The sequence below is a fragment of the Streptococcus nasisuis genome, assembly GCF_040836615.1.
GTDB classification, from domain to species: Bacteria; Bacillota; Bacilli; order Lactobacillales; family Streptococcaceae; genus Streptococcus; species Streptococcus suis_V.
The window spans coordinates 251,046-276,851 of record NZ_CP162268.1 but is presented as its reverse complement, the minus strand read 5'-3'; the positions used below and the strand labels follow the sequence as shown (position 1 = coordinate 276,851).

Annotated in this window: 26 protein-coding genes and 2 pseudogenes; 1 reads left to right on the top strand and 27 read right to left on the bottom strand. The window is 32.3% G+C overall.

Translation table 11 applies throughout. From position 1 onward, the window contains the following. Positions 1-233: 233 nt before the first annotated feature. The 13 genes from AB1F57_RS01555 to AB1F57_RS01495 all read right to left on the bottom strand — a co-directional run bounded on the left by AB1F57_RS01555 (position 234) and on the right by AB1F57_RS01495 (position 10,509). The gene (locus AB1F57_RS01555; protein ID WP_044680671.1) at positions 234-449 is read right to left on the bottom strand and encodes a helix-turn-helix domain-containing protein; all 216 of its coding nucleotides are present in this window, start codon (positions 447-449) and stop codon (positions 234-236) included. A gap of 78 nt (positions 450-527) precedes the next feature. Continuing rightward, positions 528-617 carry a hypothetical protein gene (locus AB1F57_RS01550; RefSeq protein WP_367985973.1) on the bottom strand — a complete coding sequence of 30 codons (90 nt, stop codon included), beginning with the start codon at positions 615-617 and terminating at the stop codon, positions 528-530. Between the two features lie 23 nt (positions 618-640). Next, positions 641-1,126 carry a response regulator transcription factor gene (locus tag AB1F57_RS01545; RefSeq protein WP_367985972.1) on the bottom strand — a complete coding sequence of 162 codons (486 nt, stop codon included), beginning with the start codon at positions 1,124-1,126 and terminating at the stop codon, positions 641-643. Beyond that, the gene (locus AB1F57_RS01540) at positions 1,107-1,898 is read right to left on the bottom strand and encodes a sensor histidine kinase (protein WP_367985971.1); all 792 of its coding nucleotides are present in this window, start codon (positions 1,896-1,898) and stop codon (positions 1,107-1,109) included. The genes AB1F57_RS01545 and AB1F57_RS01540 overlap by 20 nt, the downstream gene beginning before the upstream one ends. 876 nt (positions 1,899-2,774) lie before the next feature. After that, positions 2,775-3,128 carry an FtsX-like permease family protein gene (locus AB1F57_RS01535; RefSeq protein WP_367985969.1) on the bottom strand — a complete coding sequence of 118 codons (354 nt, stop codon included), beginning with the start codon at positions 3,126-3,128 and terminating at the stop codon, positions 2,775-2,777. 339 nt (positions 3,129-3,467) lie between these two features. After that, positions 3,468-4,802, bottom strand: coding sequence for an FtsX-like permease family protein (locus AB1F57_RS01530; RefSeq protein WP_367985968.1), 1,335 nt, complete (start codon positions 4,800-4,802; stop codon positions 3,468-3,470). Positions 4,803-4,813: 11 nt separating this feature from the next. Continuing rightward, positions 4,814-5,548: an ABC transporter ATP-binding protein gene (locus AB1F57_RS01525; protein WP_024394055.1), complete on the bottom strand. Its 735-nt coding sequence runs from the start codon at positions 5,546-5,548 to the stop codon at positions 4,814-4,816. A 263-nt stretch (positions 5,549-5,811) separates the two neighbouring features. Continuing rightward, positions 5,812-5,988, bottom strand: coding sequence for a salivaricin M family lantibiotic (gene slmA / locus AB1F57_RS01520; protein WP_024394056.1), 177 nt, complete (start codon positions 5,986-5,988; stop codon positions 5,812-5,814). Between the two features lie 93 nt (positions 5,989-6,081). Then, entirely contained in the window at positions 6,082-6,264 is a 183-nt protein-coding gene (gene slmA / locus AB1F57_RS01515; RefSeq protein ID WP_024394057.1) for a salivaricin M family lantibiotic, read from the bottom strand. 80 nt (positions 6,265-6,344) lie between these two features. Continuing rightward, positions 6,345-6,527 carry a salivaricin M family lantibiotic gene (slmA, locus tag AB1F57_RS01510; RefSeq protein ID WP_024394058.1) on the bottom strand — a complete coding sequence of 61 codons (183 nt, stop codon included), beginning with the start codon at positions 6,525-6,527 and terminating at the stop codon, positions 6,345-6,347. A 15-nt stretch (positions 6,528-6,542) separates the two neighbouring features. Beyond that, positions 6,543-6,731: a salivaricin M family lantibiotic gene (slmA, locus tag AB1F57_RS01505; RefSeq protein WP_024394059.1), complete on the bottom strand. Its 189-nt coding sequence runs from the start codon at positions 6,729-6,731 to the stop codon at positions 6,543-6,545. Between the two features lie 1,657 nt (positions 6,732-8,388). Then, positions 8,389-9,309, bottom strand: coding sequence for a peptidase domain-containing ABC transporter (locus tag AB1F57_RS01500; protein WP_367985965.1), 921 nt, complete (start codon positions 9,307-9,309; stop codon positions 8,389-8,391). 159 nt (positions 9,310-9,468) lie between these two features. Beyond that, complete coding sequence (locus tag AB1F57_RS01495; protein ID WP_367985964.1) at positions 9,469-10,509, bottom strand: cysteine peptidase family C39 domain-containing protein; 1,041 nt, start codon at positions 10,507-10,509, stop codon at positions 9,469-9,471. 366 nt (positions 10,510-10,875) lie between these two features. Here AB1F57_RS01495 and AB1F57_RS01490 point away from each other — a divergent pair. After that, positions 10,876-12,116 (top strand): annotated as a pseudogene (locus AB1F57_RS01490) (IS110 family transposase). 123 nt (positions 12,117-12,239) lie between these two features. Here AB1F57_RS01490 and lanM read toward each other — a convergent pair. The 14 genes and pseudogenes from lanM to AB1F57_RS01420 form a co-directional block, all read right to left on the bottom strand. After that, entirely contained in the window at positions 12,240-15,185 is a 2,946-nt protein-coding gene (gene lanM / locus AB1F57_RS01485) for a type 2 lanthipeptide synthetase LanM (protein ID WP_024395818.1), read from the bottom strand. A 131-nt stretch (positions 15,186-15,316) separates the two neighbouring features. After that, positions 15,317-17,182 (bottom strand): SAG1250 family conjugative relaxase, encoded by a 1,866-nt coding sequence (locus tag AB1F57_RS01480; protein WP_024395817.1) that lies wholly within the window; start codon positions 17,180-17,182, stop codon positions 15,317-15,319. Continuing rightward, a complete protein-coding gene (locus AB1F57_RS01475) occupies positions 17,169-17,534 on the bottom strand; it encodes a MobC family plasmid mobilization relaxosome protein (protein ID WP_024394063.1) in 366 nt (121 codons plus the stop codon). Before AB1F57_RS01475 ends, AB1F57_RS01480 begins: the two co-directional genes overlap by 14 nt. Before the next feature lie 9 nt (positions 17,535-17,543). Further along, positions 17,544-17,903 carry an SAG1252 family conjugative relaxosome accessory protein gene (locus AB1F57_RS01470; RefSeq protein WP_024394064.1) on the bottom strand — a complete coding sequence of 120 codons (360 nt, stop codon included), beginning with the start codon at positions 17,901-17,903 and terminating at the stop codon, positions 17,544-17,546. Between the two features lie 336 nt (positions 17,904-18,239). Continuing rightward, entirely contained in the window at positions 18,240-18,482 is a 243-nt protein-coding gene (locus AB1F57_RS01465; protein ID WP_044980253.1) for a hypothetical protein, read from the bottom strand. A gap of 53 nt (positions 18,483-18,535) precedes the next feature. Continuing rightward, positions 18,536-19,603 (bottom strand): Abi family protein, encoded by a 1,068-nt coding sequence (locus AB1F57_RS01460; RefSeq protein ID WP_017768987.1) that lies wholly within the window; start codon positions 19,601-19,603, stop codon positions 18,536-18,538. A gap of 298 nt (positions 19,604-19,901) precedes the next feature. After that, entirely contained in the window at positions 19,902-20,180 is a 279-nt protein-coding gene (locus AB1F57_RS01455; protein ID WP_024407057.1) for a helix-turn-helix transcriptional regulator, read from the bottom strand. A gap of 300 nt (positions 20,181-20,480) precedes the next feature. Beyond that, positions 20,481-20,756: pseudogene (locus AB1F57_RS01450) on the bottom strand (LPXTG cell wall anchor domain-containing protein); the annotation flags it as partial. Positions 20,757-20,937: 181 nt separating this feature from the next. Then, the gene (locus AB1F57_RS01445; RefSeq protein ID WP_367985963.1) at positions 20,938-21,693 is read right to left on the bottom strand and encodes a zeta toxin family protein; all 756 of its coding nucleotides are present in this window, start codon (positions 21,691-21,693) and stop codon (positions 20,938-20,940) included. 137 nt (positions 21,694-21,830) lie between these two features. After that, complete coding sequence (gene tnpA, locus AB1F57_RS01440) at positions 21,831-22,295, bottom strand: IS200/IS605-like element ISSsu4 family transposase (RefSeq protein ID WP_367985962.1); 465 nt, start codon at positions 22,293-22,295, stop codon at positions 21,831-21,833. Positions 22,296-22,558: 263 nt separating this feature from the next. After that, positions 22,559-22,831, bottom strand: coding sequence for an antitoxin (locus AB1F57_RS01435; RefSeq protein WP_000301765.1), 273 nt, complete (start codon positions 22,829-22,831; stop codon positions 22,559-22,561). 16 nt (positions 22,832-22,847) lie between these two features. Continuing rightward, positions 22,848-23,063 (bottom strand): peptide-binding protein, encoded by a 216-nt coding sequence (locus tag AB1F57_RS01430; protein ID WP_002295735.1) that lies wholly within the window; start codon positions 23,061-23,063, stop codon positions 22,848-22,850. A gap of 91 nt (positions 23,064-23,154) precedes the next feature. Then, positions 23,155-24,051, bottom strand: a complete 897-nt coding sequence (locus tag AB1F57_RS01425; RefSeq protein WP_002326827.1) for a ParA family protein — start codon at positions 24,049-24,051, stop codon at positions 23,155-23,157. An 81-nt stretch (positions 24,052-24,132) separates the two neighbouring features. After that, positions 24,133-25,659: a DNA topoisomerase gene (locus AB1F57_RS01420; RefSeq protein ID WP_367985960.1), complete on the bottom strand. Its 1,527-nt coding sequence runs from the start codon at positions 25,657-25,659 to the stop codon at positions 24,133-24,135. Positions 25,660-25,806 lie beyond the last annotated feature (147 nt).

Below are 25,806 nucleotides of genomic sequence, written 5' to 3'. Positions count from 1 at the left end.
AAGAACTGGTTAAGTCCTACATGGGGATTGCACCCGCTGTCCTTTCTCGATGGCAGCCTGAACGTTCAGAAGTATCATTATCCTCATTTGTCTCATGGCAGATAGGTAACCAACCTATTTTATAGCCGATAATTCTCGCTCATCTCACGGCGTACCAGGCTAAATTGCTCCACAAATGATTAAAGTCCCACCTTGGTTTATTCAGTTGTCAATGAACAAACAAGGAGAGACTTCTATTTTTGTATTCTTTTACGAAAATCTGTTAGATGTAACAAATAATCCGTGCTCACACTATAAAGATTTGAAAGCTTAATCAAAATATCTACTGGCAATTCTCTGGTGCCACTTTCTATTCTAGAATAAAAGGATTGACTACAACTCAAATAATTTGAAATAAACTCTTGACTATAGTCAGAATCCTCCCTCATATCTCTTAGTCGCCTATACATTCGTTCACTCCTAATGAAATTATAATTAAGATTTGAACGAATCTTAAATTTTATGCCAAATTGGCATAAAAGATAATCCTACTCTGGAGAGAAATATCCTAAAAGTTCTGCTTTATGGATTGCCTCCTGCCTATTATTAACACCTAGCTTTGAAAATACATTTGCCAAATGATTCGAAACAGTCCGTTTGCTTAAAAATAAGGTTTCACAATTGTTAAACCATTTCTGACCGATTCTCTGACCGATTCTAACACTTCTATCTCTCGTTCAGACAAGATATCCACGATTTCTTCTACCGAAAAATACTTTTTTCCACTATATATACCTTTTAATTGAGTAAGAAGCTTATCTGGATCGATACTTTTATCAATAAAAGCATAAGCTCCCATCTTCTGAGCTCGATATTCATAAATTTTTTTGCTATATCCTGTTAAAATAACGATTTTAATACCTCGTTCTTTTTTTATCATTTCTTCTGCCAAGGCTAATCCATCTGTTTCATAAATACTAGTCAAATTAATATCTATCAAAATGATATCGTATCGACTATAATCAATATCATCTACTGATTGAAAATTTTCAACTAAATCAACATAATCAATTGTTTCTGATAGCTCTAAAATCATTTTTATGCTCTGACTAAACAACTTGTGATCATCAATTAATAAAATTTTCATAGCATAACTCCTTATCTATTGGTAATTGGATTTCTACTTGAAACATAGCATCCATTGTCTGAATTTCTATTGTTCCACCTAAAACACTGACACGATTTTCTAAATTCTTTAACCCATAACCAAGATGGTTACTAGAAATATCATAATCATTTTTACAAGATAAATAAATAATATCGTCAGATACAGAGAGAGATAACGAAATAATATGGCCTGACGAATATTTAACAGCATTGGTCACTAACTCTTCAATAAAGCGATAAAGAATCTTATCATACGGTTCCATTAGAAAAAAATCAGACTGAAAATCTGTTTCAACTTTTTTCATAGTCTCATATCTCCTCAATATTCTATCAATTAATGATGTATATTTTTTAGTTAACTCCTCATTGCCACTACTCATTGGTTGATAATAATCCATTCTCTCTCGGATACGTTGAACTAGTTCATCTGAGACATATCCAATCTGAGTTCTAAACTTCTCATCTTCTCCATATTTATTAAAGTTTTTAATAGCCATCACACTTTGTAATACTTCGTTATGAAGAAATTCTGCGAATTGTTGCTCTATATCTTCATTAGCTAACAAATTCTTCACCATCTTATTTCTTTTCAAAAATAAAACTTCTAAATAATCTTTTGCACCCGTTAGCCGCTTACCTCTAAATAATCTAATAAATTCTTCCGTTAGAAATCCAACTATCAGCACAAGTAAATTAAAACAAATAAAACTTTGTTTTAAGTCTAGTCTTACAATAATAAATGTAGTAACCAAAAGGATACTTACCCCCCAGTAGTACTTTTAAACTTGCCCTCAATATATAATAGTTTCAACTCATCTATCTTTTTTTGAAAACTCATATAAATTGTTTTCAAGTGGAACGCAACAAGTACCAAAAGAATTTCTACATACCATAAAAAGTTTAAAATACCAATATCAGTCGTATTAATATATAAAATAATATAAGTAACTGGTAGGAAAAATGAAAGGAAGGTTAAATTTTTCCTCTGGTAATTTTAAAAAAGATTTCAACTCTTTTTTATACATCATTAACAGAATAATAGGTAAGTAAGAAATGAAAAATGATGTAAATATAGATAAAAATAAAAAGAGGGGCTTGCTAAAAAAATAAGATATCTCTGTAATAATTATAACAATAAAAGTTACAAAAAATAGTTCCTCACCTATTTTTTTTACCTAACAAAAATAATAGATACTGAACTATAAACTAATAGAAAAGAATTAATGGGATGAAGTAAATTTAAAAAATGGAATAATGTGTGTGTTCAACATTCAAATTCAGAGCCAATTGCCAACTAATTAAAAATAGCGATAGTAATAGCCACAACTTCAATTCACTATATTTAAACTTTAAGAAATTACAAATGTAAGTAGAAATAATCAACAAAATAATAAAAACAACTGCAAATTTTTGAGTAAAAGTTGATGAAAAGTCAAATGGAATTTGAAGGTATATATAAATCATTAATATAAAATGATTTATTAAAGTGATCCACCATAACAATAGTGAGTTATCAGAAATATTCTTTAACCACGTCTTCATATTTAAAATTTCCTACTATGATTTTTTATTATCATTATATCACAAAACCAGAATAAGGATAGCTAATATCCTATTCTGGTTTTCACTCATCGGGTCTGATTACTAGCCTTTAAACAAACTTTATAGGTAAAATAGATATAAACTGCAAATAAGCCAATCATAAACAATAAATATTTTGCATCAATGACAACTGTCGTATTCGCGAAATTTTCAAAGTAGCCTAATAAGCTGTTACTAAGTGAATAACTCAATGGAACAGCTATTAGCAACGGGATTAGAAAATAGGCAAGAATCTGTTGAAAAATAATTTTTTTATTTTGCTTTCTTTGATTTCCTAGTAAATAAAGTATATTGTAATCATTAACGCTTTCTAATGCATTTGTAGAAGCCTGCAACGACAGAATACTCAATGTGATGACTGTAAAAATAACTCCCCACAAAAATTAGAACTAACACAATGACTCCCATAAATCCTAGATATAGTTCTGCTGATCGAACTTTTTGTTTGATATACAAAATCAGATTGATTTCCTTCTTGATCCGTAAAATAATAATTTTCAATCCAGTTCTCTAAAAATGATTCAACATTTCGTTTATCAATCCCCCTTTTTTATATAAGGCTACATAATGTAAACTGTTAACAGTCAATTTTTTCGCTACTTTATCAGGGAACGATCAATGTCCCTCGATCATTATTTTCTACTGTAGTAACAAAATAAACATTTTCCAAAGCACTTTTAGAACTTGACCTTAACTTTACACCGGAAACAGTCAATTCGTTATTTTTTAGAGAGAAATTCCCTAATCTGCTTCCTAGTACCTTTATAGTTTGCATTTATTAAAAATTCATTGTCTGACAAACTGACTTCTTTTTTCCCTTGAAGTCTTAATAAAGAATTGTAATCAGTAAGCGAAACAATATTAACGAACGAATCTCCTAATTCTTTATCTAAATCCCATAAATTGCTTGTATCAATAATATCTTTATAAGTCAATTCACTTATATAAGTTGGATACTCAAGCTCTTTATCAATAATCGAAAAGTCAAAACCATCTTCTTTTAACTTACTCTTTACATCTATATTGTTATAATGGTATTTTTCTCCCTTAAACATCTGCACATCAATATCATAAGGAATAAATTTATTTAAATCATTACTCAATGAACTGTAGGCGCTACCACTAAAAATCAATAAGCTAGTTGCTAATGTCAAGGAAAGCGATAATACCGATATAGTCACCGAATTACGATCTGCCTGTTTAGATAGTTGTCTGAGTTTAAATGAATTATATTTCTTGAAATACCAATTTGGCAATGAATAAGTTAAGCGGATCAAAGAATGGCTTAATGTACTGTAAAAAATAAATATAACTAATACAAACAGTGTTATAAGTAACATTCCCCAATTTCTAAGAATTGAAATATGAGTATAGTCTGATAGATAGACACATCCAAAGCAAATAACTAGTGCCGATAAGATAAATAATAGCACTTGCCACTTTGTTTCTCCTTTCGAAAAAATAGAACTTTTAACACCATTTTCTTGAATAAGAGAAATAATAGCTTGCTTTCTAAAGGTAAATATGTCCATCACACCAATAATTACACTTGTTGCTAAATATGATATTCCTAGTAAATTCACTGATTTCATGTCTAGGAAAAACATATTACCAAAATAATTCCCCATAAAAAAATTAGAGGCAATATGTGCTAGAACAATCAGTACTCCTAGCCCTAAAATAAATCCTGCAAACAAAGCAAACAGATTAACAACCATTGTCTCACAGAAAAGCGTTCCTACAATATGACGTTTTTTCATCCCCAATGTTGCGTATAGACCTAGCTCTTGTTTTCTTCGGCCTAATACGAAACCAGTGGAGTAAACAACTAAAAAAGCAATTGTACTCAATACAACATAAGATAATAGCCCCATATATTGTGACATAATGGTTGTCATCATCTCCTTAGCACCTGATAAACTTTGCATGACAGGATGACTTGGCAAAGCATTAAATGCATAGAGTAGACTATAAATTAACGTCAAACTAAGAAAGTAAACTGTGTATGTCTGTAAATTTCTTTGAACATTTCTAAGAATTAATTTTAGATACATCTTACTTCTCCTTATCGTGTATGTTTATAAATTTCTTGTAAATATTCTTCATTTGATAAAGAGTGGCGGTACATATCTGCTGTAACTTGCCCATCCTTTAATAGAATAATCCGTGATGAATATTTAGCTGCTGCTGGATCATGTGTCACCATTAAAATGGTAATGCCAAAATCTTGATTAATATCTTGCAGAAGAGCCATTAAATTTTCTGAGTTAGCCGAATCTAAAGCACCTGTTGGTTCATCTGCAATAAGCAGTTTAGATTCATCAATTAGAGCACGTGCAGTTGCAACACGCTGTCTTTGTCCTCCTGATAATTGATTGGGAAATTTATTTCGTAATTGACCAATTGATAATTTTTCTAGGATATTTTCTATTTTTAAATGACAATCAGAAACTTTTTTTCCTTGAATCTGTAACGGTAAGACAATATTCTCATAAACTGTTAAAGTTTCAACTAAATTATAAGATTGAAAGATATAGGAAATATTTTGTGAGCGATAGTTTGCCAACTGATTATCTGTTGCATTGATTATATCAAATCCCTCAAAGGAAATATCACCTGACGTCGGCTTATCAATTGTTGAAATACAGTTTAACAAAGTTGTTTTTCCACTGCCGCTTGCTCCCATGATAGCAAGAAATTCTCCTGTCTTTACAGAGAGATTAACATCCGATAAAGCATGAACTAGACTATCTCCCTCCCCAAACTCTTTATTTAAATTTTTTACAACTAATTGTGACATAAGTATTCCTCCATTTCTATTTTACAAGACTATTATAATCAATCTGTTCTTTAATATCATGAGTAATTCGTGCATAATCTCTCTAAAGACAAGTAAAAAAGCCATAAACTAGTATGGCTTTTTAAATATACATCATTTCCGTTCTTTCCGTTTTTTCATAACGTAGACGACACCAATAATGGATACTCCTAAAATCAATACGGGAGCATAAAACTCAAGTGTTCCAATAATTCCTTCCATCTTACCCTCCAATCTTGTTCATTCTATCCACAGCGGACATTTGGTGATGTACATTCATAAGAAAAAGTGAAAGCCCACCCACAGCGACCTTGACTAGTCATTCGAACTGCAGTTCTGAATCCAGCTGCGGAATTACCTGATAGTTCTTGATTGTCAATTTCATGACGCAAGCTATCAACTTCTACATAATTTTCTTTCATTTTATTCCTCCTATAATTTATCATTTAACTCTATCTCTGTCAACTATAACAAGGAAAGTTTACACATCTCAAGAAACATATATACTTCCTAAATTAACAATTAACATTATTACTTGTACATTCATAAGAACATGTGAAACATCGACCGCAGCGACCAGCCAGAGTCATTTTAAATGCTGAATACCAGCCTCCTGCACCAGAAGTTCCTTCCAATTCTTGAGTGCTAATTTCAAAGTCTAAAGTGTCAATTTCTGAATTATATTGCTTATTTTTCATATTGTCCCTCGCAAAACTTTCCTTGTTTATAGTAAATTTAACAAACGCTATTTATCAGAATAAAATTTTCTAATCCTTAGTTAACCACATTTTACATGATTACTAGTACATTCAAATGAACCCGTAAACCATCGACCACAACGACCTGCTAGACTTAATTGAACTGCCGTAAACCAGCCTGAACCTGATTTACCCGAAAGTTCTTGTTCTTTTACTTCAAAATCCAAATTATCAATCTCTGATGACATTTTCTTGTTTTCCATCGTTTTCTCCTATTTTTATTTACCACAACTTACGTTGTTACTAGTACATTCAAATGAACCCGTAAACCATCGACCGCAACGACCTGCTAGACTTAATTGAACTGCCGTGAACCAGCCTGAACCTGATTTGCCTGAAAGCTCTTGCTCGTTTACTTCAAAATCAAGACTATCAATTTCTTCACGTTTATGAATATCTTTAGTCATAAACAACTCTCCTTTCTTTTTTTAGATGATCATCTTTACACTACTAAGTATACATCGTTAAATAGCTTTAGTAATGAGTAAATCGTGCAATAATATTGAACGCTTTAAAAATGACAATACAGATTGATTAGCTATATATTCTAATATAGTAATAGACTCCGTGTAAAGTATCTTTTTCTAGCTATGTCAAGCTAGCTTGAACAATTAAAATGGAACAATCAATTTAGCTCTATGACAATGTATCTATCATAATTCTCACACCTTCAGCATACTGCTAATAGAAAATAAAGTTGGAGGCTATATTGATGTCACAACGGAGTATTTCTTTGGAAATTCCACAATCTTGTCGTTGTTATCAGAAAAACAAAAATAATCTGTTCTTAAAGTTTGTATTAGAAAATTAAATTAAAACTTACCTTGTTTCAAGCTCTCAATCAAGAAACAATAGAAACCATTTTGAATAAGGTATTAATCTATGGCAATTCGACTAACAAAATTGGCTATTCTTTCAGAGAAATATCATTATGAACCTCTTGGCAATTACCAAGCAACATAAGCTTGATTTAGAAAAATATACCACCGATCTTCTAAAACATTTTCCCAATGAGAATACACTAACAAAAAGAAGTTCTAAGAACCTATTTACATAAGCTAAGATTATACAAGACAATCGCCGATAACGAAAAATCTCCAATTGCCCCATGAGGATAAATTAGAGATATACAAGCTAAAAAAACAAGGAGTTAGTTGGTCACAGATTTGTAGCCAATTTGATGTCAACGTCAGTGGACTGAAGTATTTGATTCGCTTGATGGACCGCTATGGTATTGAAGTGGTTAAAAAGACCAAAAATACATACTACTCTCTTGAGTTAAAGAAAGAAATAATGGATACAGTGTTCCTTCAGAGCTATTCTTTAAGACAAGTTTCACGCGATCACGCTCTCCCAACTGACAGTATACTCTCAGTTAGTGTAAAATAAATCTCGGAAACACCTTTACAAAACAAAAAAAGTCCTATATCCTAGGAGAACACCACATTCCCTTAGAAAGATATAAAACTTATGACTATTGTAACAGAGATTTCCGAGATTTTAAAGTCTAGCAAGCATTTATTAAGTGTCCAACTTTTGGGGGTCAATACAACCCCTTGGTTAACGAGGTTTCAATGAACATCCTAGCTCACTACGGAAACATGGGCTTCCAAATCAGATAGCCTTCAATAAGATTTCCCAAGAATTATTATCAGCTATAATCGGTAAAAGAAATCTAATTTCTAGAAAATCCTTGAACTATCAAACTCTACACCAAGTTTTTCTGAGTTATTTCAAAATATCTAACTTAATTTGACAAATGAGGTTTTGCAAAATTTTCTAAAATTCTAAATAATTATTTTGTTTTGCAGGAAATCTAATAAAAAGAGAGAACCATCTTGATTCTCTCGTATGTTATGGTAAATCACTCACTATCCTTGACGAAGTAGGATTCTTTTCAATTTTTTTACATTTTCCATTGTTAGTAAGTGATACTATAAAACTAAACTCCATATCTCTGAAACATAAGATTATTCTTTCTTTTCTTGGAAGTATGATACAAATGATAAGCATAATCAACTCATTTGATGCAAAATAACTTAAACTTGAGATTTTTTATTAAAATTAATAATTCATTTGATAAAGTTGACTGTATAAACCATCTCTATTATTTAATAGCTCTCTATGCGTCCCTCTCTCAGAAATTTTTCCATTGTCCATAACAAAAATCTGATCAGAGTCAATAATTGTAGATAAACGATGTGCAATCAAAATTATAGTAATATTCTGCTCTTTAAATTTTCTCATTATTTGTTTTTCGTTTACATTATCTAAATAGCTTGTCGCTTCATCTAAGAGCATAATTCGAGGTTTCTTGACTAATGCTCTAGCCAAAATAATTCTTTGACGTTGCCCACCAGACAAGTTCAATCCCATCTCCGAAACTATCGTATGATACCCCATAGGCATATTTTGGATTTCATCGTGAATATTTACTAATTTACAAATTTCCTCTACTTCTTCTTGTGAAATAATATTATCACCTATAATATTTTCAAGAATAGTTTTATTAAAAAGCGTCATATCTTGAGGCACAATTCCAATTTGTTGACGTAAGTATTTTTTCTCAAATTCATCATAATCTATATTATCAAACAATATTTTTCCTGAACTTGCTGGATATAGACCAATTAATAACTTAGATAGAGTGCTTTTTCCAGAACCAGATGATCCGACAATTGCAACCTGCTCTCCTTGTTTTATTTCTAAAGAAATATTTTCTAAAACTTTTTTACTATCTTTTGTATATGAAAATGATACATTTCTTAATTCAATATCACCTTTTAAATCAAATTTTAATTGTCCATTTTCCTCCATGTCTTCTTCTAAAATTTCAACTATCCTAGCTAAAAACGTTTTACTATTATAAAATGATACTACTGTTTCAAAAATATTATTAGTTTTACTGAATAAAAGAGTACTTAAAGAATAAAGTGCAAATACACTTCCTATACCAACACTACTATTTGATTGTAAGGGAAACAAATAGCAATACAAAAGGTGAAATAAATGTGATAATAGTAAATAACGAATTCACAAATCCTGAAAAAATTTCGCTACATTTATACCTATATATATTTTTATCAAATAAACTCTTCCACTGCTTATATGTCTGGTCTTCAAAACCTTCCATTTTAATTCCCATCATAGAATAAACCATTTCAATTTGTTTATTCTGTAAGTCATTTTTTGAGAAATTATAAATGACTTATTTCTTTGTTCTAAACTCTGTTTGGTCAAGAATAATATAGAAAGATTCAAAAAAAGCAATAGAATAGCTAATAAGGATATAATATAATTAAATCTAGCAAAATAGATTAAAATGCAAATAGCAAACCCTATATCTAAAATCCCAAGTATAAACTGATTTGTAAATAACTGTCTGATTCTAGACAAACCATTTATTGAGTAGATTAAATCTCCGCTACTTCTAGTAGAAAAAAATTTATAAGGTAATTTAAAGAGGTTACTTATCACACTATTGTTTAGTCCCTCATCAATAGTACTTGTTAATATAATTGCAAAATATCTCTGGCACAACATGATAATAAAATATATGGAGACAAAACCTAAGAATCTAAGTAATAAATCGAATTGTTTAATAGATACTCCCTGCGATACTTCGTTTAAAATTTGTTGCATCCATAGAGGAAAAATAAAATTTACTCCATAACTACCTAGTGTTAAAAAAAGTAATGGAATAAAATATGACCAAGTTTTTAACAACTGTTTATAAACTACTTGAAAGTTTTCTTTACTCTTTCTACTAGATACTTGTGAACTATCTACTATACTGATTAGATACTCTGAAAAACCTTCTGAAAATTCTTCCAAACTATATCTAATTCTACCAAGCTCTGGATCGACAACCCATACAAATTTTTTATTTGCCTTCTCAATTACTACAAAATGTTTACTTTGCCATAAGGCAATTGCTGGAGTCAAAATTTTAGAGAAATTTTCAACTTGTTCTTTAGGATAACGAAACGACTTAATAGAAAATCCAATATTCTCTAATATATCAATTAAATTTCCAAAATTTGTTCCATCCCTTCCGGTTTCTTGAATATTACGTAAAGCTTTGACAGAAATCTCATGATCAAAATAACTTGATACCATTGCTACACAACATAAACCGCACTCTGTTTTTTGATGCTGTTCTATAAATGGTACTCTTCTCTTCATTACATTCCTCCTCGTAAAATAAGTTTATGGGGATTTTTCAATTCCAAATTTTTAATAATCGTAAAAACGTTAACTTGACTATTGCAAGGTTTTCCAGAACAATAGAGTCATGGAATGGACTCATGGTTGTTTCTTTTCCTTCTTGTTGCTTAGACTTCATTTTAAAGTCTGTTACCCAAGCGTTGTTCCTACTTCCAACACACTAGCTATTTCCATTATGCTCACTTCTGTACGTAGTAGCGTACAGGCGGCAAGTGAGCTAGTGATTAGAATTCTCTTATGCGAGGCTGTTGGTCCAACGTGTTTCTGGGGAACCTTACAGTAGTCAAGAAACTTTCCAATTACAAATGAAAGGAGACCTTCCAAATGAAATGTTTTGTCGGTTTAGATGTTAGCTCTACCAAATTAGATGTCTGTATCATGCTTAGTGATACAACAACTCCCTTTACAGCTTCTCTTCCCAATGACCTAGTAGGTGCTTCTGAAATCAAGAAACAAATTCTTGAACTCAATGACTCCTATTCATTTGAACGCATCGTCATTGGTATGGAAGCCACCAGTCTCTACAGCTTTCACCCTGCTATGTTCTTTCATGAAGACAGCGACTTGAAAGCTCTAAAGGTTGAGGTCATGGTCGAACAGCCCAATAAGATTAAGAAATACCGGGAAGCCTTTGAAGAAAACAAGAATGATACCCTTGATGCCTTCTATATTGCCGATTATTTCCGTATCAAGCGATTCTCACCTGCTTTTCTCAAGGAAGAGAAATACATGGCGCTCCAGCACTTGACCAGAACCAGGCTTCAACTCATTGAGCAGTTGACCAAGACCAAGCAGCACTTTATTGAGAATATCTACTACAAGTGCAATACCTTATCAACTGAAATCAAGAATGAGAACCTCTCAACCAATCTCTGGTCTAGCACAATCATCTCTCTTATGACAGAAGACTACTCCCTAGACGAATTAGCCACTATTGCTCTCGAAGATCTGGCAGAATTTCTCCAGAAACTAGGAAGAGGACGATTCAAAGCTTCTGAAAAGCTAGCGAAAGCTATTCAAGCGGCCATTCGTGGTTCTTATCGTCTCTAAACTCCAACAGGATTCTGTCAATGTCATTCTTGGGCTATTAGCTCGAGAAATCAGAAATCTGGAACAAATGATTAAGGATATTGATAAAGCTATTGAAGACATGGTAGAAGTCATTCCCGAATACCAGTGTTTAACTTCTGTGCCTGGTGTTGGTAAAGTTTACGCTGCAGGAATTATCACTGAAATTGGACAGATTGAGCGATTTAGAGATCATCCTCAAGTCGCAAAATATGCAGGATTGAATTGGAAACAGTATCAATCTGGGAACACTAACTCTCAAAATACGGAACTTGTAAAACGAGGCAATCGCTATCTTCGCTATTACTTAGTTGAAGCCGCCAACTCGGTGAGGCGACATGATAGTGAGTATCAAACCTTTTATATGAAGAAGTATCAAGAAGTTCCTAAACATCAACACAAACGAGCCATCGTCTTAACCGCTAGAAAATTTGTGCGTCTGGTGGATCAACCGCCAACTCTATACGCCACCAAGAAGGCTTATGGAAGATAAGTGATTATCGGCACATGTCCTTGGATAAGCTGGCGAAAAAAGCGTTTTTCGCTAGGTGTTTTTAGTGCACCCTTTTTTCTAAAAAATCAACTAAAAATTAATCAACTTTCTATTGACTTTTTAGCACTTAATTTAATAATAGCAATTCATTAAGACATTTTCTACCTGCCTTATAATTAGCCATCAATATTCCCATTTCACCTGTCAAAACACCCCAATCATCAGTTTCATAGGTCATTTTTTCTAATAAATATTGATTGCTTTCCTGATGTATCGCATTTTCAAATTGATTAGTTTGAACAGGTAAAATTGAATCCAAAATCACCAAATTACCCACATTCCCATGACAAATTGAATTATCCAAATTTAATCCATTAGTTAGTATATCTTTGCTGTAATATTCCACTTCTTCAGATAACAATTTGTCTGATAAACCATTAATTAACAAATAATGCTTAGCTTTTACAATACCAACAATACCATTACACCATGAGTAGTATTTAGCATTTTTTCTTATTTTTAGAACTCTATTGTGATCTAGCTCCTCTCTCTCTTTCCTTAAATAGTCTTGTACACACTGAATAATCATTTTTCTAATATTTGAATCTGTACTTAAACTTAAACTATATTTATATAACTGAACAATTACACCGTAATTCCCGTGAGCATACCCTGGATCTTCTGAAATCCAGCTCCCTTCTTCAGCATATATTTTAAGCAGACGTTGAACAATTAGTTTCATCAACTTATCTGTTAAATTTAATATATCTAAATTTCCTTTAAATGTACTATTGACTTTCAATAAAACACCTAAAATACCAGAAATCCCACCTATAATATCCAAATTATCTAAATTTGAAACTATATCTTTAGTTCTAAAAATGGTTTCAAAGATAAATGTTTCAATCTCTAAAGGAATATCTTTATTACTCTCCTTTAATACACACAATGCATATAGATAGCCATAAATTCCAGTAAAAGCCCCAATATTTTGATACGTAATATCAGAACTAAAATCCTTTATGTAGTTAACAGTGTATTTCATTACTCCAGAAAAAAGTTCTTCTAACTCCTTGATTTCTAAACTATTGATTCCAAGTAAAATACCTGCTGTACCTGAATATAAATCATACTTCATAGGTGATATGTCATAATTTTTATCCATAGCTAGCATTGCTAACCAACTAATTTCGCCATCATGTTCAAACCTACTAGATAATAGTCTTTTTACAAATAATTCTCTTCCAAAGTCTTTTCTTTTAAGTGGTTCAATATTTTTTACAAATAATTCTGTTCCCATAAAAGACATATTAATGATTCTCTTCTGACGAACTAAATTTGAAGTAGATGCTATTTTTATTCTATTTAAAATTTTCTCTACAATACTTTCACCCTCAAGTGATAAAATATACTCCTTAACTCCATTTGAAATATTATTATTAGATGAATCGGAATAAAAAATCGGAACATCATCATTTTTCAATTGATTAATCTCATCATGAATCATTTTACTATCAAATTCATTTGAAATATCACCATATTCATATAATCTAAGAAAATACATTTCAAAATCATAACGATTTTTTAATAGTTCTGGGTGATGACTTGTCTCTAGTAATTGTACATATATATTAGTATTCCTATAAATGTATCTCGTTTCACAATTATTAAAATATTTCTTAATCATTTTTGAAATAACTGACTTATTATCAACAAAGATTCTATAAATCTCTTCAAATCCCTGTTGAACTTGAGGTAAATAATTAGAACAAGAGATATTCTCACCCTCGTATCTAACAGTACTAGGAAAGCTTCCAACCTCTTTAAAAACTTTTTCAATTCTGATTTCATCAGTGCCAACATTAGACAGCTTATGAGTTAAATAAGGAGATTCTCTTCTTGCTCCAGAATTTAATGCACCTATTTCCATTCCTTTGTTATTATTAATTGAATATAGTGTCATTGGCAAAATACCTGTACTATATACTGAGTTAGCTACAAAGTCATACATTTTATGTACAGATGTATTAATTTTCTCATTTTCGCTAAAATGAAGAATTGTTTCATTATCAATTAAATAAGGAAATCTCCCGGACGCTAATACATTTTCTCCATGATAATCTTTTGCACCAAACAAATGTAAAAATGCTAAAATTTTCCCCATATTTTCAAAATATATTTTAACATCTTCTAAAGTAGAACATTCTTGAATTTCAATCATTTCTACATAGCTATATCCTTTCTTAATTAAAGTCTTAGGGATAAATAATGTATCCGAGATTCCAAATGTCTTTTCAAATTCTTCTGCAAATAATTTTAAATTAACATCCAATATCATATTACGAGGCTTATACACAATATCCTTATCTTTGAAATTTAATATACAAACTGTCTTACCTTTAGAATGAGTATCACCGGCATTAAAATTAATTTTGAATAATTGTAAATCCGATACTTTAAAATAATTCTGAATATCTTGAATGTCGTCTTCTAAATTATTTAAAATTTCTTGGATATAAAAACTTATATTTTTTAATTTTTGATCTAATACCTCATATAACATTGGGTATCTTTTATAAAAATCAACAATATACTCTTTATCTCGTAATAAAATATCTATATAGTATTTATATCTATCCTCTCTACTCTCCCCCAGAAGTTTTGAATTTCTGCGTAAATCATTAATTTCTAAGACAACTGTACGATAACTGATATTCATACAAATATCAAAAAAATATTCTTCAATACTTTCTATAAAAGTCTGTTTATCAGAAATATAATTCTTAGTTTCAACAATACTATAAATCTTTTGGACATATTTATAACACAATGGTTTATATAAATCTAACCAATTAATTCTAGTCTTAAGCCTTTGCTGTGGAATATATAAAATCCATTCACATTGTTCTAATGCTTCTTCAATAAGTAAATTTTTACTTTCATCATAGTCATTATATAGTTGTTCCCATTCATTGAGCCCTTTCCCTGAAACATTCTTTAAAAATGTATCTAACTCCTGAGAATTATTGACATTATTAAATAGTTTTATCCATTTATCTGTAATTGCTGACATAGTAATTCCTCCTTATAATTACTTTAAGATTATCAAATTTTCAAGTAATGATAATGAGTATTCTATGCACTTTTGAGATTGAGAGAAATCTATTTTTAAAAATTTATATTTATTGTCATCAACAAACCTTTTTACTCCATTGAAATATTATCTCGTTGTTTGAGTTTAAGAGTTCCTCCTATATTTAACACTTTTACAAATGTTTCTAACTTTCTGGCTAATCCCTCATATTCATCAATTTCTTTATCAAATTCCTGTTGCATTATCAGTATGTCTTTATTAAGCTGATTTAGAGTTATCGATTCTGTCATGTTCATTTTAGAGAAGTCGTACTTAGCTAATTTCTTACTTTCGTGATCCTCACTCTTCAGATTAATAAATACTTCTGCCATCTTGTTCAAGGTGGCGATTTTTTCTTGTGTTTCTTCCAGCTTCATATCAAGCTCTGCAATTTCTAATACAAACTCATCTTTGATTTCTTGGTATTGTTTGTTTGTGTTAGACAGTTCAATCATAAGATTAATTTCAGAAATCTTCTCTTGAAGACTTTTTAAAGTTGGTCGTCTATAAGGGAGTTTTTGGCTATCGTTGGTCAATTGCCTGATTAAAGTTCTCCCTTTGATAAAACAATTTTTATCCGAGTTTACTTTGTTATAGACAAAGTAAGAGGACGTTTCTCGAATGTAAACTTTATATTTTTTCTGATTTTCTCCTTCTAGGATATCCAACTGATAGTTGGGAATAAAGATGAGCCCACTTTGTTTGATACCAAATGAAACCTTGATATAGATACCATCATCAACTAATTTCTCAATCTGATTATCCGTAAGTTCAACTTCAAACTCATGAACGGCATCTCGTTTTTCCTTGTATTTCTTGAAGGCTTCCTCGATTTCTTCTGCGGAGACTTTCTCCTTATGCTGCTTCTCTCGAAAAGTCTGATAATCTTCCTGAATATTTTCTAATGCTTGAATATCTCTTGCCTCTTTGTCTTCAAAGTAATGGTTAAAAAATGGAATGTCGTACAATTTCTTATCACTAACTTTTTTATGGCTTAGAGTAATCTTTTGACCATCTTCTTCTAGGGTAAAAATCACATTTTTTTGTTTTAACTCTATGGTTAGATTCAACTCTTTTGCTTTTACATGCAATTCTTCTAGTGAATGAACAGACTCTAATAAAAATTCTAAACGACTTTCAATCTCTTGTTTGGCAAAATGTGTTCGAAAAAATTCTTCATCATATAAGTCCCGTTTACTAAGTTGGCGACCTCGAATTGGTTTTGTCATTGCTCTATCAGTCATCAAAAAACGACTATGCTTCTGACTAAAATCAATCTGGACATGCAGCTGCTTTGCTTTCTCTAAAAAATCATCAAACGCTTTAGATTGCTGCATCAAAAAATAGAGACGTTGTTTCAATTCAAACTTATGACTAAATTCCCTATATTTTTTATAATCTCGGTAGGAATAACGCTTTTCAATAATTTTTGCACCAGCCATTTTAGAAATACGATCAGAAATCATCCGTAAGTTCCGCTCCTGGGCATAATCCCATTTGAGTTTCTTATCTGAATTGAGATCAACAGAATTGATAAGAATATGATTATGGGTATGTAACTTGTCTGTATGAGTTGCTACGATGAAGCGATAATTTCCACCAGTCAATTCTTTCACTGTTTCATAGCCAATACGATTAATTTCTTCAGGAGTGAGGCTGTCCTCAGGAGAAAAAGATTGAATCACATGATGGGCATGAATTTTTTGTTGTTTTCTTTCCAAACGGTCATTTCTCGAATCATACAATTCATCATTATTGATGAAATTGATATTGTACATCTTGACCATCTCTTCATAAGTTGGAAAGTCCAAGTAATTACTCATTCCAAAATCAGAAACGAATTCAAGATTATTGGTCTTCTCAGGATTGAGAATATATTTGATTAAGCGTCTACGATATTTTTTCCCATGAGTCGCAAAGTGTTTAGTGACTACCATGAAACTCCTTTAGCGCTTTAACATTCATATGAAACTCTTTCTCAACTTCAGAAATCATCTCGTCAATCCCTTGACTCAAACTTTTTAGTTGTTCCTGAGAAATGAGATGACTTTGGTTAATCGCACGTGTAATCTGATTGATGTTATTTCCAATCCTTCTCAATTCAAAAACGAGTTCCTTATAATTTGAAGTGTCAATTGTTAAAAATGTCATGTTTGGATTAAGCAATACTTTTCTAGCATATTCGGAAAAATTTTTACTCCTACTTTCTGCAATACGATTATTCAGTTGTTTTAATTCACTATCTGTTAAAAAGACTTTTTTCAAGTTGGTTCTGTAACGATATTCCATACTAACCTCTTATCTCATATACTTGTCACGAAATGATTGACTTAGAGAATGTGATTGGCTTACTTCCACAATCAACTCCTGAACACAGGTCAATAAGATTGAAACATGCTCTTGAGTCACTTGATGATTTTGCTTAGCGATGACTAGTACCTCATATAAATCACGGCTAACCTGTTCTAACTTTTGTGATTGCCATAGGGAAAACCACATCTCAATACTTTTGTCATCGTCATCAGTTTTAAAGAGGTTATGCCGAAGAAATTCTGAAAAACTCTCTATCTGCTGATCTTTCATCATCTCTTTTATCTGTTTTTCTTCTTGTCTCGTCATTCTAAACTGCTTTCTAACGAGCCTAATATCTTGTTTCATTCTATCCATCCTTTCAAATCAGGCATTGTCTGACAATGTGAGGCAGCCTGACATTGTCAGACACCCCTCGAAAGACCTCACTCGTTCCTTGTTCGGTCTTTGCGAGCTCAGTTATTGTGTCCACAATAACCTAAAATCTAATCGCCAGCTGAACCCAAACCTTACAGGTTGGTCAGCCGACGATAAGAAAACATGGTGGCTTCGCCCCCAAACCCCCAAGAAAAAGTCAAGGGTTGATTTTCTAAAACTAGATAGAGTGTAACAAGAGAGAGCTGAAAAAATTATCACAGGAAAAGAAAAAGAGCCATTTGGCTCTCGAAAAATTTCTGAAATAGCTTAACCTAAAACTTCAAAATCATCACTACCATCGGCTTCACCTGTTAGACACGTGAAGCACATGTAGCTCCCTACCAGTGCACTCCCTGCTACCCAAATAGGATATCCACAATTCATACACCTTGCCCCTCCTTCTTTTTCTTCAAGTACTGCACGCAAGGTTTCTTCAAGCTCTTTGGGATTGATGTCTGGATTATTATTGATAGTCAATTCGACAAATTCTTTGATTGAAATAAGATTCAATACTTTACCTCCGTTCTAATCTATTTTTTAGTCCGTGTCCATCTAAGCACTTATCATATCTTTATTGCCAATAAATCCATCCAATTTTTTGGAAAACCATAGTGTCTCAAATCCACTTGTTCTTGATTACTTTCTTCCAGAAGCTTTTGTAATTTTTTATTCCAAAAATTCTTAGTTTCTATGGACATTGACAAGATAAGATGTCTCATTGCTATAAAATAGATAAATAGTGTCTTGCTATCATTCTCTGAGTCTGTCACTAGCAACTCTCTGTCAGAATGATGAAAAGCTGGCAGTGTATGGTGTAAGCGACCATATAATCTGCCATTGTGTGAGCAAATATTCCTAAGATAACGAAGAGCGTTACACCAAGACAATAAGATTTTAGCTGGAATGTTATCATCCTTGTCCAAGGGAAGACTAATATAGGCAGCAACCTTATTTCGATATTCTGGTTGTAGGGCAACGAGGAAGGACGCTATGTTTCCAAATGTCATTAAACGAAAAACGGTCCAAGGTAACACGACCCCATATTGGTTAATCTGATTCTTGATTGTGGCATCATCTTGTTTTTCCAAAATCAATCGTGACAAATGATATTTTGTTTTCAAAACAATATCCAGCCTCTTAGGATTTTCTTTTCGGTATTTAGATTGTTCTGAATAATAGAGAGTATCATCTTCAAAAATATAAGAAGTTTTATTGTATCCAATCGTCAGAGCATCAGCTGTACTCTTCTTCAAAAAAACTTCGATACGCTCCAATATCTCTTGAAGAAAATTTCTAAAGTAGCTATCAAATAAGTAAACTCTTTTTGCTTCTATGTATTTTCTGTCCACCAACTTCCCATATTGAGAGAATGATTGGAAGTCTATATCTCTTAAAAAGTCAATACAATCCTGTTTATAAAAATCATCATTCCCATTGTATTTGAAAGACCAGTTAGAGTTTTCTTTCATATGGACATATAACTGTTCTTCAGTTAAAGCCGGCTCAAGAGAACATTTTAATTGAGTTGGTGCTAATACTGGTCTATAAACCAACCTAGTTTTATCAGTAATATCTAAATCTAACGGCAAATAGTCCTTAAAATTTATTAATTCAAATACATTATTAGGCATAAAATATCTCTCCGCAATATGAAAAAAGGCCACCTAGTTATACATTGCTGTACCTTCGATGACTTCTAATCTAACTAAATTATACCACAACACCTCCTACTAAGCAAGAAAATACTTTACCAAATTTTGGGTCTCGACTTCTTTAATTGATTGGTGGTAATCAATTAAGGCTCGCAGTTAAAGTTTCTCAGGCTTTAACTGGTCGTGGCTCTTTTTTTGTATTCTTTATTCAGTTCGTTGTTTCGTTATATCTAGTATATCGCTTTTTAAAAAAATAAGCAATGATTTCGTGCATTATTCACACGAAATCATTGCTTTTTTCTTCTTCCATTTCTAACTCCAATGTTACTTGTTCTGTTTCTGGTTCTGGTTCTGTTGGCTCATTTGGGATTAAATCCACTACTAGCGTTGAGTTAGTTAACTTTGCAATTTGTTCTAGTGTTTTTATGGTTGGATCTGATTTTCCTGATTCTATTCGTGAATAATTTGATCTACTCATTTCTAATTCTTGGGAGAATTTTTCTTTTGATTTGGTACCTCTCATCTTTTTTAAGCTTTCTCTAAATGCTAGTTCCAAGTTTCTCCCCCCTCTTTTTGTGTCATAAAATTCACGCTTTATTTAAATTATAGCTTTTAATATCTTAATAAACAAGTGATTAATCACTTGTGATTTGTGATTATTCCAAAAGTAGGTAATTTCACCAACCTTTTTCAAAAGTTTTTATCGACGATTATTGGACTGGATCGTGTTTCCTAGAACGATTCTAAGCACATGTTTAATTTTAAAGTGGGCAATTATCTTTAAAATGTCCTACAATGATTCAATAAAAGCATGGCTGCTAGTGAAACTTGCGACCATGCTTTTATAAATACTTAATTAGATTCTCTTTTTAAAAATGAATGCTGATCCTAATACCATTAATGACCCTAGGACAGACAATGCAATATTTTCTGTTTCTCCTGTTTTTGGTAAAACTTTCATTTTTCCGTCTGAACCTTTAACCGTTACTGTTCCGTCTTTTTGAACGTTTGCGCCAATTTCTTTCGCTTCAACTTTCTTTGTTGTTCCGTCTGCTAATTGAATGATTGGTTTACTATCTTCAACTGCAACAATCACTTCGCCTGTATCTGTATTAACTGGGTTTTCGACTGGATATGTTAAGGTAACAAACAGTAAATGGCACGTTACAGACTGCAAAATGTACCAACTGAAAAAAGAAAGAATACAGTTGTGTGCTTTATTTCTCGATCAGCTTTTAAAAAATGAGGAAATGTTTTTATAAAAAAAGAGTAGTTACCGTTTTTTGGTAACTACTCTTTTACTTTTTTAAGGTTTAAATCCCTGGAAGTTTAGGTGTTTTGGGTATTGGTGGTGTAGGTGGCTGCAAGCTTTCCATTTTTTGTTGAATTGCTTTAAATTCAGGGGTTTCTTGGTGTTGATTTTGAACCATTTTTTGCTCTATTCTCTCCAAAGTCGGTTGAATTTCTTTCCCTGATACTTTACGATTTAATTCTCTTTCTAAGGTCTCTTTCGGACTAATGGAAGGCGTTTCTAAGCTTGAATAGAGTTTCACTCCTTCTCTATTGTAAAGCCTTATATCGCTAAATAAGCCCGTTTTATGAAGGGTTTCTAAATTGGTCGGTAAGTTTTTGACAACAATATCATGCGCTTGTTTTGGTGTTGCCCTGGCTGTCATTGGATCATCTGCATACATAGTTTCATACCGTTCAATTGTTCCTAAATATGAGTTGATTTTAGGTACTGCCATGACATACATTTTTGTTTCATAATCTTTGGCTTGAAGCATTGTTGCGGTTTGAATAGGAACGTCTGTTGTTCGTCCTGTACCTTCAATCACCAAGTTATAGCCTTGATCGCTTAAACGGCTTATGATCGCTTCTGTCATGCGATTAGAATAAGGGGTAACGTGTTTTACTACGTCTTTCTCATAAAGTTTCGCTAGTTCATCAAAATTAGGGTGCTGTTGTTTAAAGGTATCATTATCAATGACAATAACATTCCCTTGTGTTTCTTCAAGAATTGCTGATCGCAAACTCGTTTTCCCTGACCCTGGTTGCCCACCAATCATGACCACCCGTCAAACGGGTGGTTTGAACAAGGGCTATAAGCCCACATCACCAGCCAGCGCCTAAAGACGCTGGCTTTCACTTTGTTCAAGCCTCACTGCTTTTGACTCGTCACTAGCCTCTTAAAGAGGCATTTGTACTACTTGCCATTATCCCTAAAGGGATCTTCATACTCTTTTACACTCAATTTATCAAGTACTATATCATGCTTTTCCTGCTCTTGAATATACTTCTTAATTGTGGCTTCATTAAGTCCAACTGTACTTACATAATAGCCCTCTGCCCAGAAATGGCGATTGCCAAATTTATATTTGAGATTGGCGTGTTTATCAAACATCATAAGAGCACTCTTGCCTTTTAAATATCCCATAAAGCTGGATACACTTAATCGCGGAGGAATACTGACTAACATATGAACATGATCCGGCATCAGATGTCCTTCGATAATTTCTACGCCTTTGTAACTACACAAACGTCGGAATATTTCTCCCAAACTACTTCGATATTGATTATAGATGATTTTTCGTCTATACTTAGGGGTGAAGACAATGTGGTATTTACACAGCCACTTTGTATGTGATAAACTATGTGCCTTTTGTGCCATACTTTTCTCCTCTCGCTTTACAATAGGCTTGAACACCTTTATTGTATCGCGTTTGGAGTTTTTTTGGTATAACCTTCGTCGCGCACCCGCATAGCGGGTGGTTTATTTGTCACGCACCTTACGGAGCGTGACGGACTAAAAGTCACATAAGTAAAAAAGCGGTTGGCGATTCAACCGCTTTTTTTCCTTGAACCAATTCTTCTAAATTATCATTTAAGCGATTTTCAAATTGTTTGTCAGTAAAATTGACTATATTTGCCATATTAAGCCACTTTCTCTTTATTCAAAACTTGTTTTGAATAGCGATTCATTGACCGCCAATACTCATGAACGGCTTGTAATTCTTCTAAAGAATAATCAAAAAGATTTACACGTTTTGCAAGCTTTAATTGGTTTAATAAATTGACTTCCAATAATTGAGAGTCATTTTTATTTAATTCATGATTCAAAACATAGTTTAATACTCGATTATAAACGCTTGCCGATAATTCGTTAATGATCTCTATTTCAAATGTTTTTTCATAAGTAACTGCCATTTCATTTTCACTCCTTTTAAAGTTTGTCAGGTAAATATTTCCGAATATATTCTTCTAAGGCTTTATCCATAACTTCTTTTACGTTTCCGCCATTCTTTGCTGTTTCGATTTTTATAATATGGTGCAAGTCAGCACGAACACGAACCGTCTTATCCCCCATAATATCTTTTTTTGCACTGATTGGTGTATCATTTCGTTTTGCTTTTTGTGCGCCTAAATTTCCCACAATCACTCACTTCTTTCTATTTCTTCTTATTCTTATTTTATCATCAACAATCACAAATCACAAGTGATTTGTGATTAATCACTTGTGATTTGTGATTCTATTCTTTTTCGTTTTCTAATTGAATAATTCGCTCAAGCATTTCAAAAAATACGTTCTCATACATGGATAAAACTTTTTTGTCATAGCCTTTGTGTTCTGTAATTCCATTTTTAGACCAGGTACTTACTTTATTACTTCGCTTGATAATATTTTGGAAAACCAAGTTATCTTCTTTATGTTGCTTGTACAGTTCTTCCAGGTTTGATTTTATCGTTGCGCTGTCCGTATCAACTAAATAAGGAACAAAACCGATCATATCTAGTCCAGGGTTAAATTGTTCTTGTAAATCAATCAAATAGGAAATATAGTTTTGAATGTTGTTTGTACTTTCTTCTTCTGCTTGTAAAGGGATCATAACGTAATCACTCGCCACGATTGCATTATTTGTATAAACGCTTGGCGTTGGTACAGTATCAATAATAATGAGATCATAGTCACTTTTTAAAGGTGCTAAAAGAGTAGCAAGCAATCTACTTTCATTTTCAAAAGTCCATGAGCGAGTTAATTTTGGCAGTAACATCAAATCAAACGTGCCAGGGATCAAGTCTAAATTATCAGTCAAATGAACAATAGAAGAAGCCAAGTTTCCATTTTTCAAGCCTTCATAAAAATTGACACGTGGCAATTCTACCTCAAAAGTTTTTGCTAAGTCTTTTGTCAATGTTGCCTGTAAGTCCTTATCGATCATTAAAACTTTTAAATTCAATTTGTCTGTCAAGTAAGCAAACATAGTCGATAATTTGGACTTTCCAACACCACCTTTAAAGTAATTATTCAAGATAATAATTGCTTCATTTTTATTGTTTAAAATACGTCTTAATTCTTCAAGTATTTTTAGTTTTTCCTTCTCCATAACTACGCCCCATTCTTTTTTTGTATAGTAATATTGTATCATTAAGAATCACAAATCACAAGTGATTTGTGATAAGTGATTTGTGATTAATATATAAAAGCCCTCTTTAAAGGGCTTTTATGTTTATTTTGAGAAAGATATAAAATCAATATATCCCTTTTCCCCAATTTTTACAACGGCATTGTAGGGCTTTTTCTCTTTGTTTTTGATTCCTTTTACCAGGGTTTCTTTTCCCTCCAGTAATTCTTTTACATTCGTTTTGGTTAGTTTTTTCTTTCTAAAATGTTCAGCTAAAGTAAACTTACATTCAGGATAATTTGAACAACCATAAAACGATTTTTTTAATACAATATTGTTGCCACACTTAGGACATTTTCCTACAATACTTTTTTCTGCTTCTTTTTCTTTCTGTTCCTGGTAATCAGAAAAATTTAGTTTTTCTATATCGTTAGGTACAGCTTCCAGTAAATGAACAATGAATTTTTTGATATTCGTAATAAAGTTCTCTTGATTGCCTTCTCTTTTACCGATTTTTTTTAAATACGTTTCCCATTTAGCCGTCATTTCAGCACTCGTTAAAAGGTGCTGACTTTCAACTGCCTGGCACAATAATTTTCCTTTTTCAGTTACAACAAGCTTATTCTTAATCACTTGGATATATTCTTTTTGTTTTAACGCTTCAATAATACTTGCTCTTGTCGCTTCTGTTCCAATCCCCTCAACTTCTTGTAAAATCTTGATTGCTTCTTCATCATCAACCGTTTTATTCGCCGTTTTCATAGCAGTTAATAATGTACCCTCTGTAAAAGCTTTTGGCGGTTGCGTTTCTTTTTCAACACTCTTAACACCAACTTCGGCACGTTCGCCAATGATAACGAGTGGTAACGTTTGAACGTCCTCTTTTTCTTCTTTGGTTTGTTGTTTGAAAAGAATTTTCCACCCTTCTTGCTTTGGTGTCTTTCCGATCGATTGAAACAGCAAATCAGCTACTTTCGTTTGTATCTTGGTTTCTTCATACAAGTAATCAGGTAAAAACATGGCAACGGTCGTTTTAACGACTAAAGCATATATTTTTCGTTGTAAATCGTCCATTTTTGCTAATGCAGATTCGGTAGGTACTTGTTTTGTTGGGATAATGGCGTGGTGTTCCTGTACCTTACTACCGTCCACATAACGCTTTCTAGGCTCTGTTTGAACCATTTCGAGATCAAGTCCTAAAAAACCGCTATATTTGCCAAAATTTGCTTTTAAATAAGCAAATTCGTTCTCTGTAATAAATGGTGTATCTGTTCTTGGATAACTCAATAATTTTGCTTCATACAGTCCTTGCATAGCTTTTAAAGTTTGGCTTGCTGTCGCTTTATAAAGCTGATTGACTTTTGATTGTAAACCACTTAAAGAAAACAAACTCGGACTATTCGTTTTCTTCTCTTTGGTTTGAACATCAGCAATTATCCCCTCTTGATTGCCTATTTTAGCTTGTTTAGAAGAAACAAAGGATAAAAGTTCCTCTTGGCTCTTAAAACGCTGTGTGGGGCTTAGAACGCCCTTAAACGACCCTTGGTTTACTTTTATACTAGCTTCCACCTCGAAAAAACCTGAATAATTCATAGCTCTAAATTTAACCTGTTTTTTTGAACAAATTGCCAATTTTTAAATTAGGCAGATACTTTCTTCCAAAATAATGTGTTTTCGAACAGGATGCCTACGGAAGAAGATCATAATAAAAATTATTTGTCTATTTAAGGGCAGACGAATCCCTTGAAAAAGAATCGGTTAAAAAATTTGTGTGATAAC

Bases quoted from the DNA above. Each gene is read 5' to 3' on its own strand.
- AB1F57_RS01545 (WP_367985972.1), bottom strand. From the start codon at position 1,126: ATGAAAATTTTATTAATTGATGATCACAAGTTGTTTAGTCAGAGCATA.
- AB1F57_RS01555 (WP_044680671.1), bottom strand. From the start codon at position 449: ATGTATAGGCGACTAAGAGATATGAGGGAGGATTCTGACTATAGTCAA.
- slmA (WP_024394058.1), bottom strand. From the start codon at position 6,527: ATGGAAAACAAGAAAATGTCATCAGAGATTGATAATTTGGATTTTGAA.
- slmA (WP_024394056.1), bottom strand. From the start codon at position 5,988: ATGAAAGAAAATTATGTAGAAGTTGATAGCTTGCGTCATGAAATTGAC.
- slmA (WP_024394059.1), bottom strand. From the start codon at position 6,731: ATGACTAAAGATATTCATAAACGTGAAGAAATTGATAGTCTTGATTTT.
- lanM (WP_024395818.1), bottom strand. From the start codon at position 15,185: ATGTCAGCAATTACAGATAAATGGATAAAACTATTTAATAATGTCAAT.
- AB1F57_RS01480 (WP_024395817.1), bottom strand. From the start codon at position 17,182: ATGGTAGTCACTAAACACTTTGCGACTCATGGGAAAAAATATCGTAGA.
- AB1F57_RS01460 (WP_017768987.1), bottom strand. From the start codon at position 19,603: ATGCCTAATAATGTATTTGAATTAATAAATTTTAAGGACTATTTGCCG.
- AB1F57_RS01470 (WP_024394064.1), bottom strand. From the start codon at position 17,903: ATGAAACAAGATATTAGGCTCGTTAGAAAGCAGTTTAGAATGACGAGA.
- AB1F57_RS01445 (WP_367985963.1), bottom strand. From the start codon at position 21,693: ATGATTGGTGGGCAACCAGGGTCAGGGAAAACGAGTTTGCGATCAGCA.
- AB1F57_RS01475 (WP_024394063.1), bottom strand. From the start codon at position 17,534: ATGGAATATCGTTACAGAACCAACTTGAAAAAAGTCTTTTTAACAGAT.
- AB1F57_RS01425 (WP_002326827.1), bottom strand. From the start codon at position 24,051: ATGATACAATATTACTATACAAAAAAAGAATGGGGCGTAGTTATGGAG.
- slmA (WP_024394057.1), bottom strand. From the start codon at position 6,264: ATGAAAAATAAGCAATATAATTCAGAAATTGACACTTTAGACTTTGAA.
- AB1F57_RS01530 (WP_367985968.1), bottom strand. From the start codon at position 4,802: ATGTATCTAAAATTAATTCTTAGAAATGTTCAAAGAAATTTACAGACA.
- AB1F57_RS01435 (WP_000301765.1), bottom strand. From the start codon at position 22,831: ATGGCAGTTACTTATGAAAAAACATTTGAAATAGAGATCATTAACGAA.
- AB1F57_RS01525 (WP_024394055.1), bottom strand. From the start codon at position 5,548: ATGTCACAATTAGTTGTAAAAAATTTAAATAAAGAGTTTGGGGAGGGA.
- tnpA (WP_367985962.1), bottom strand. From the start codon at position 22,295: ATGGCACAAAAGGCACATAGTTTATCACATACAAAGTGGCTGTGTAAA.
- AB1F57_RS01495 (WP_367985964.1), bottom strand. From the start codon at position 10,509: ATGAAGAGAAGAGTACCATTTATAGAACAGCATCAAAAAACAGAGTGC.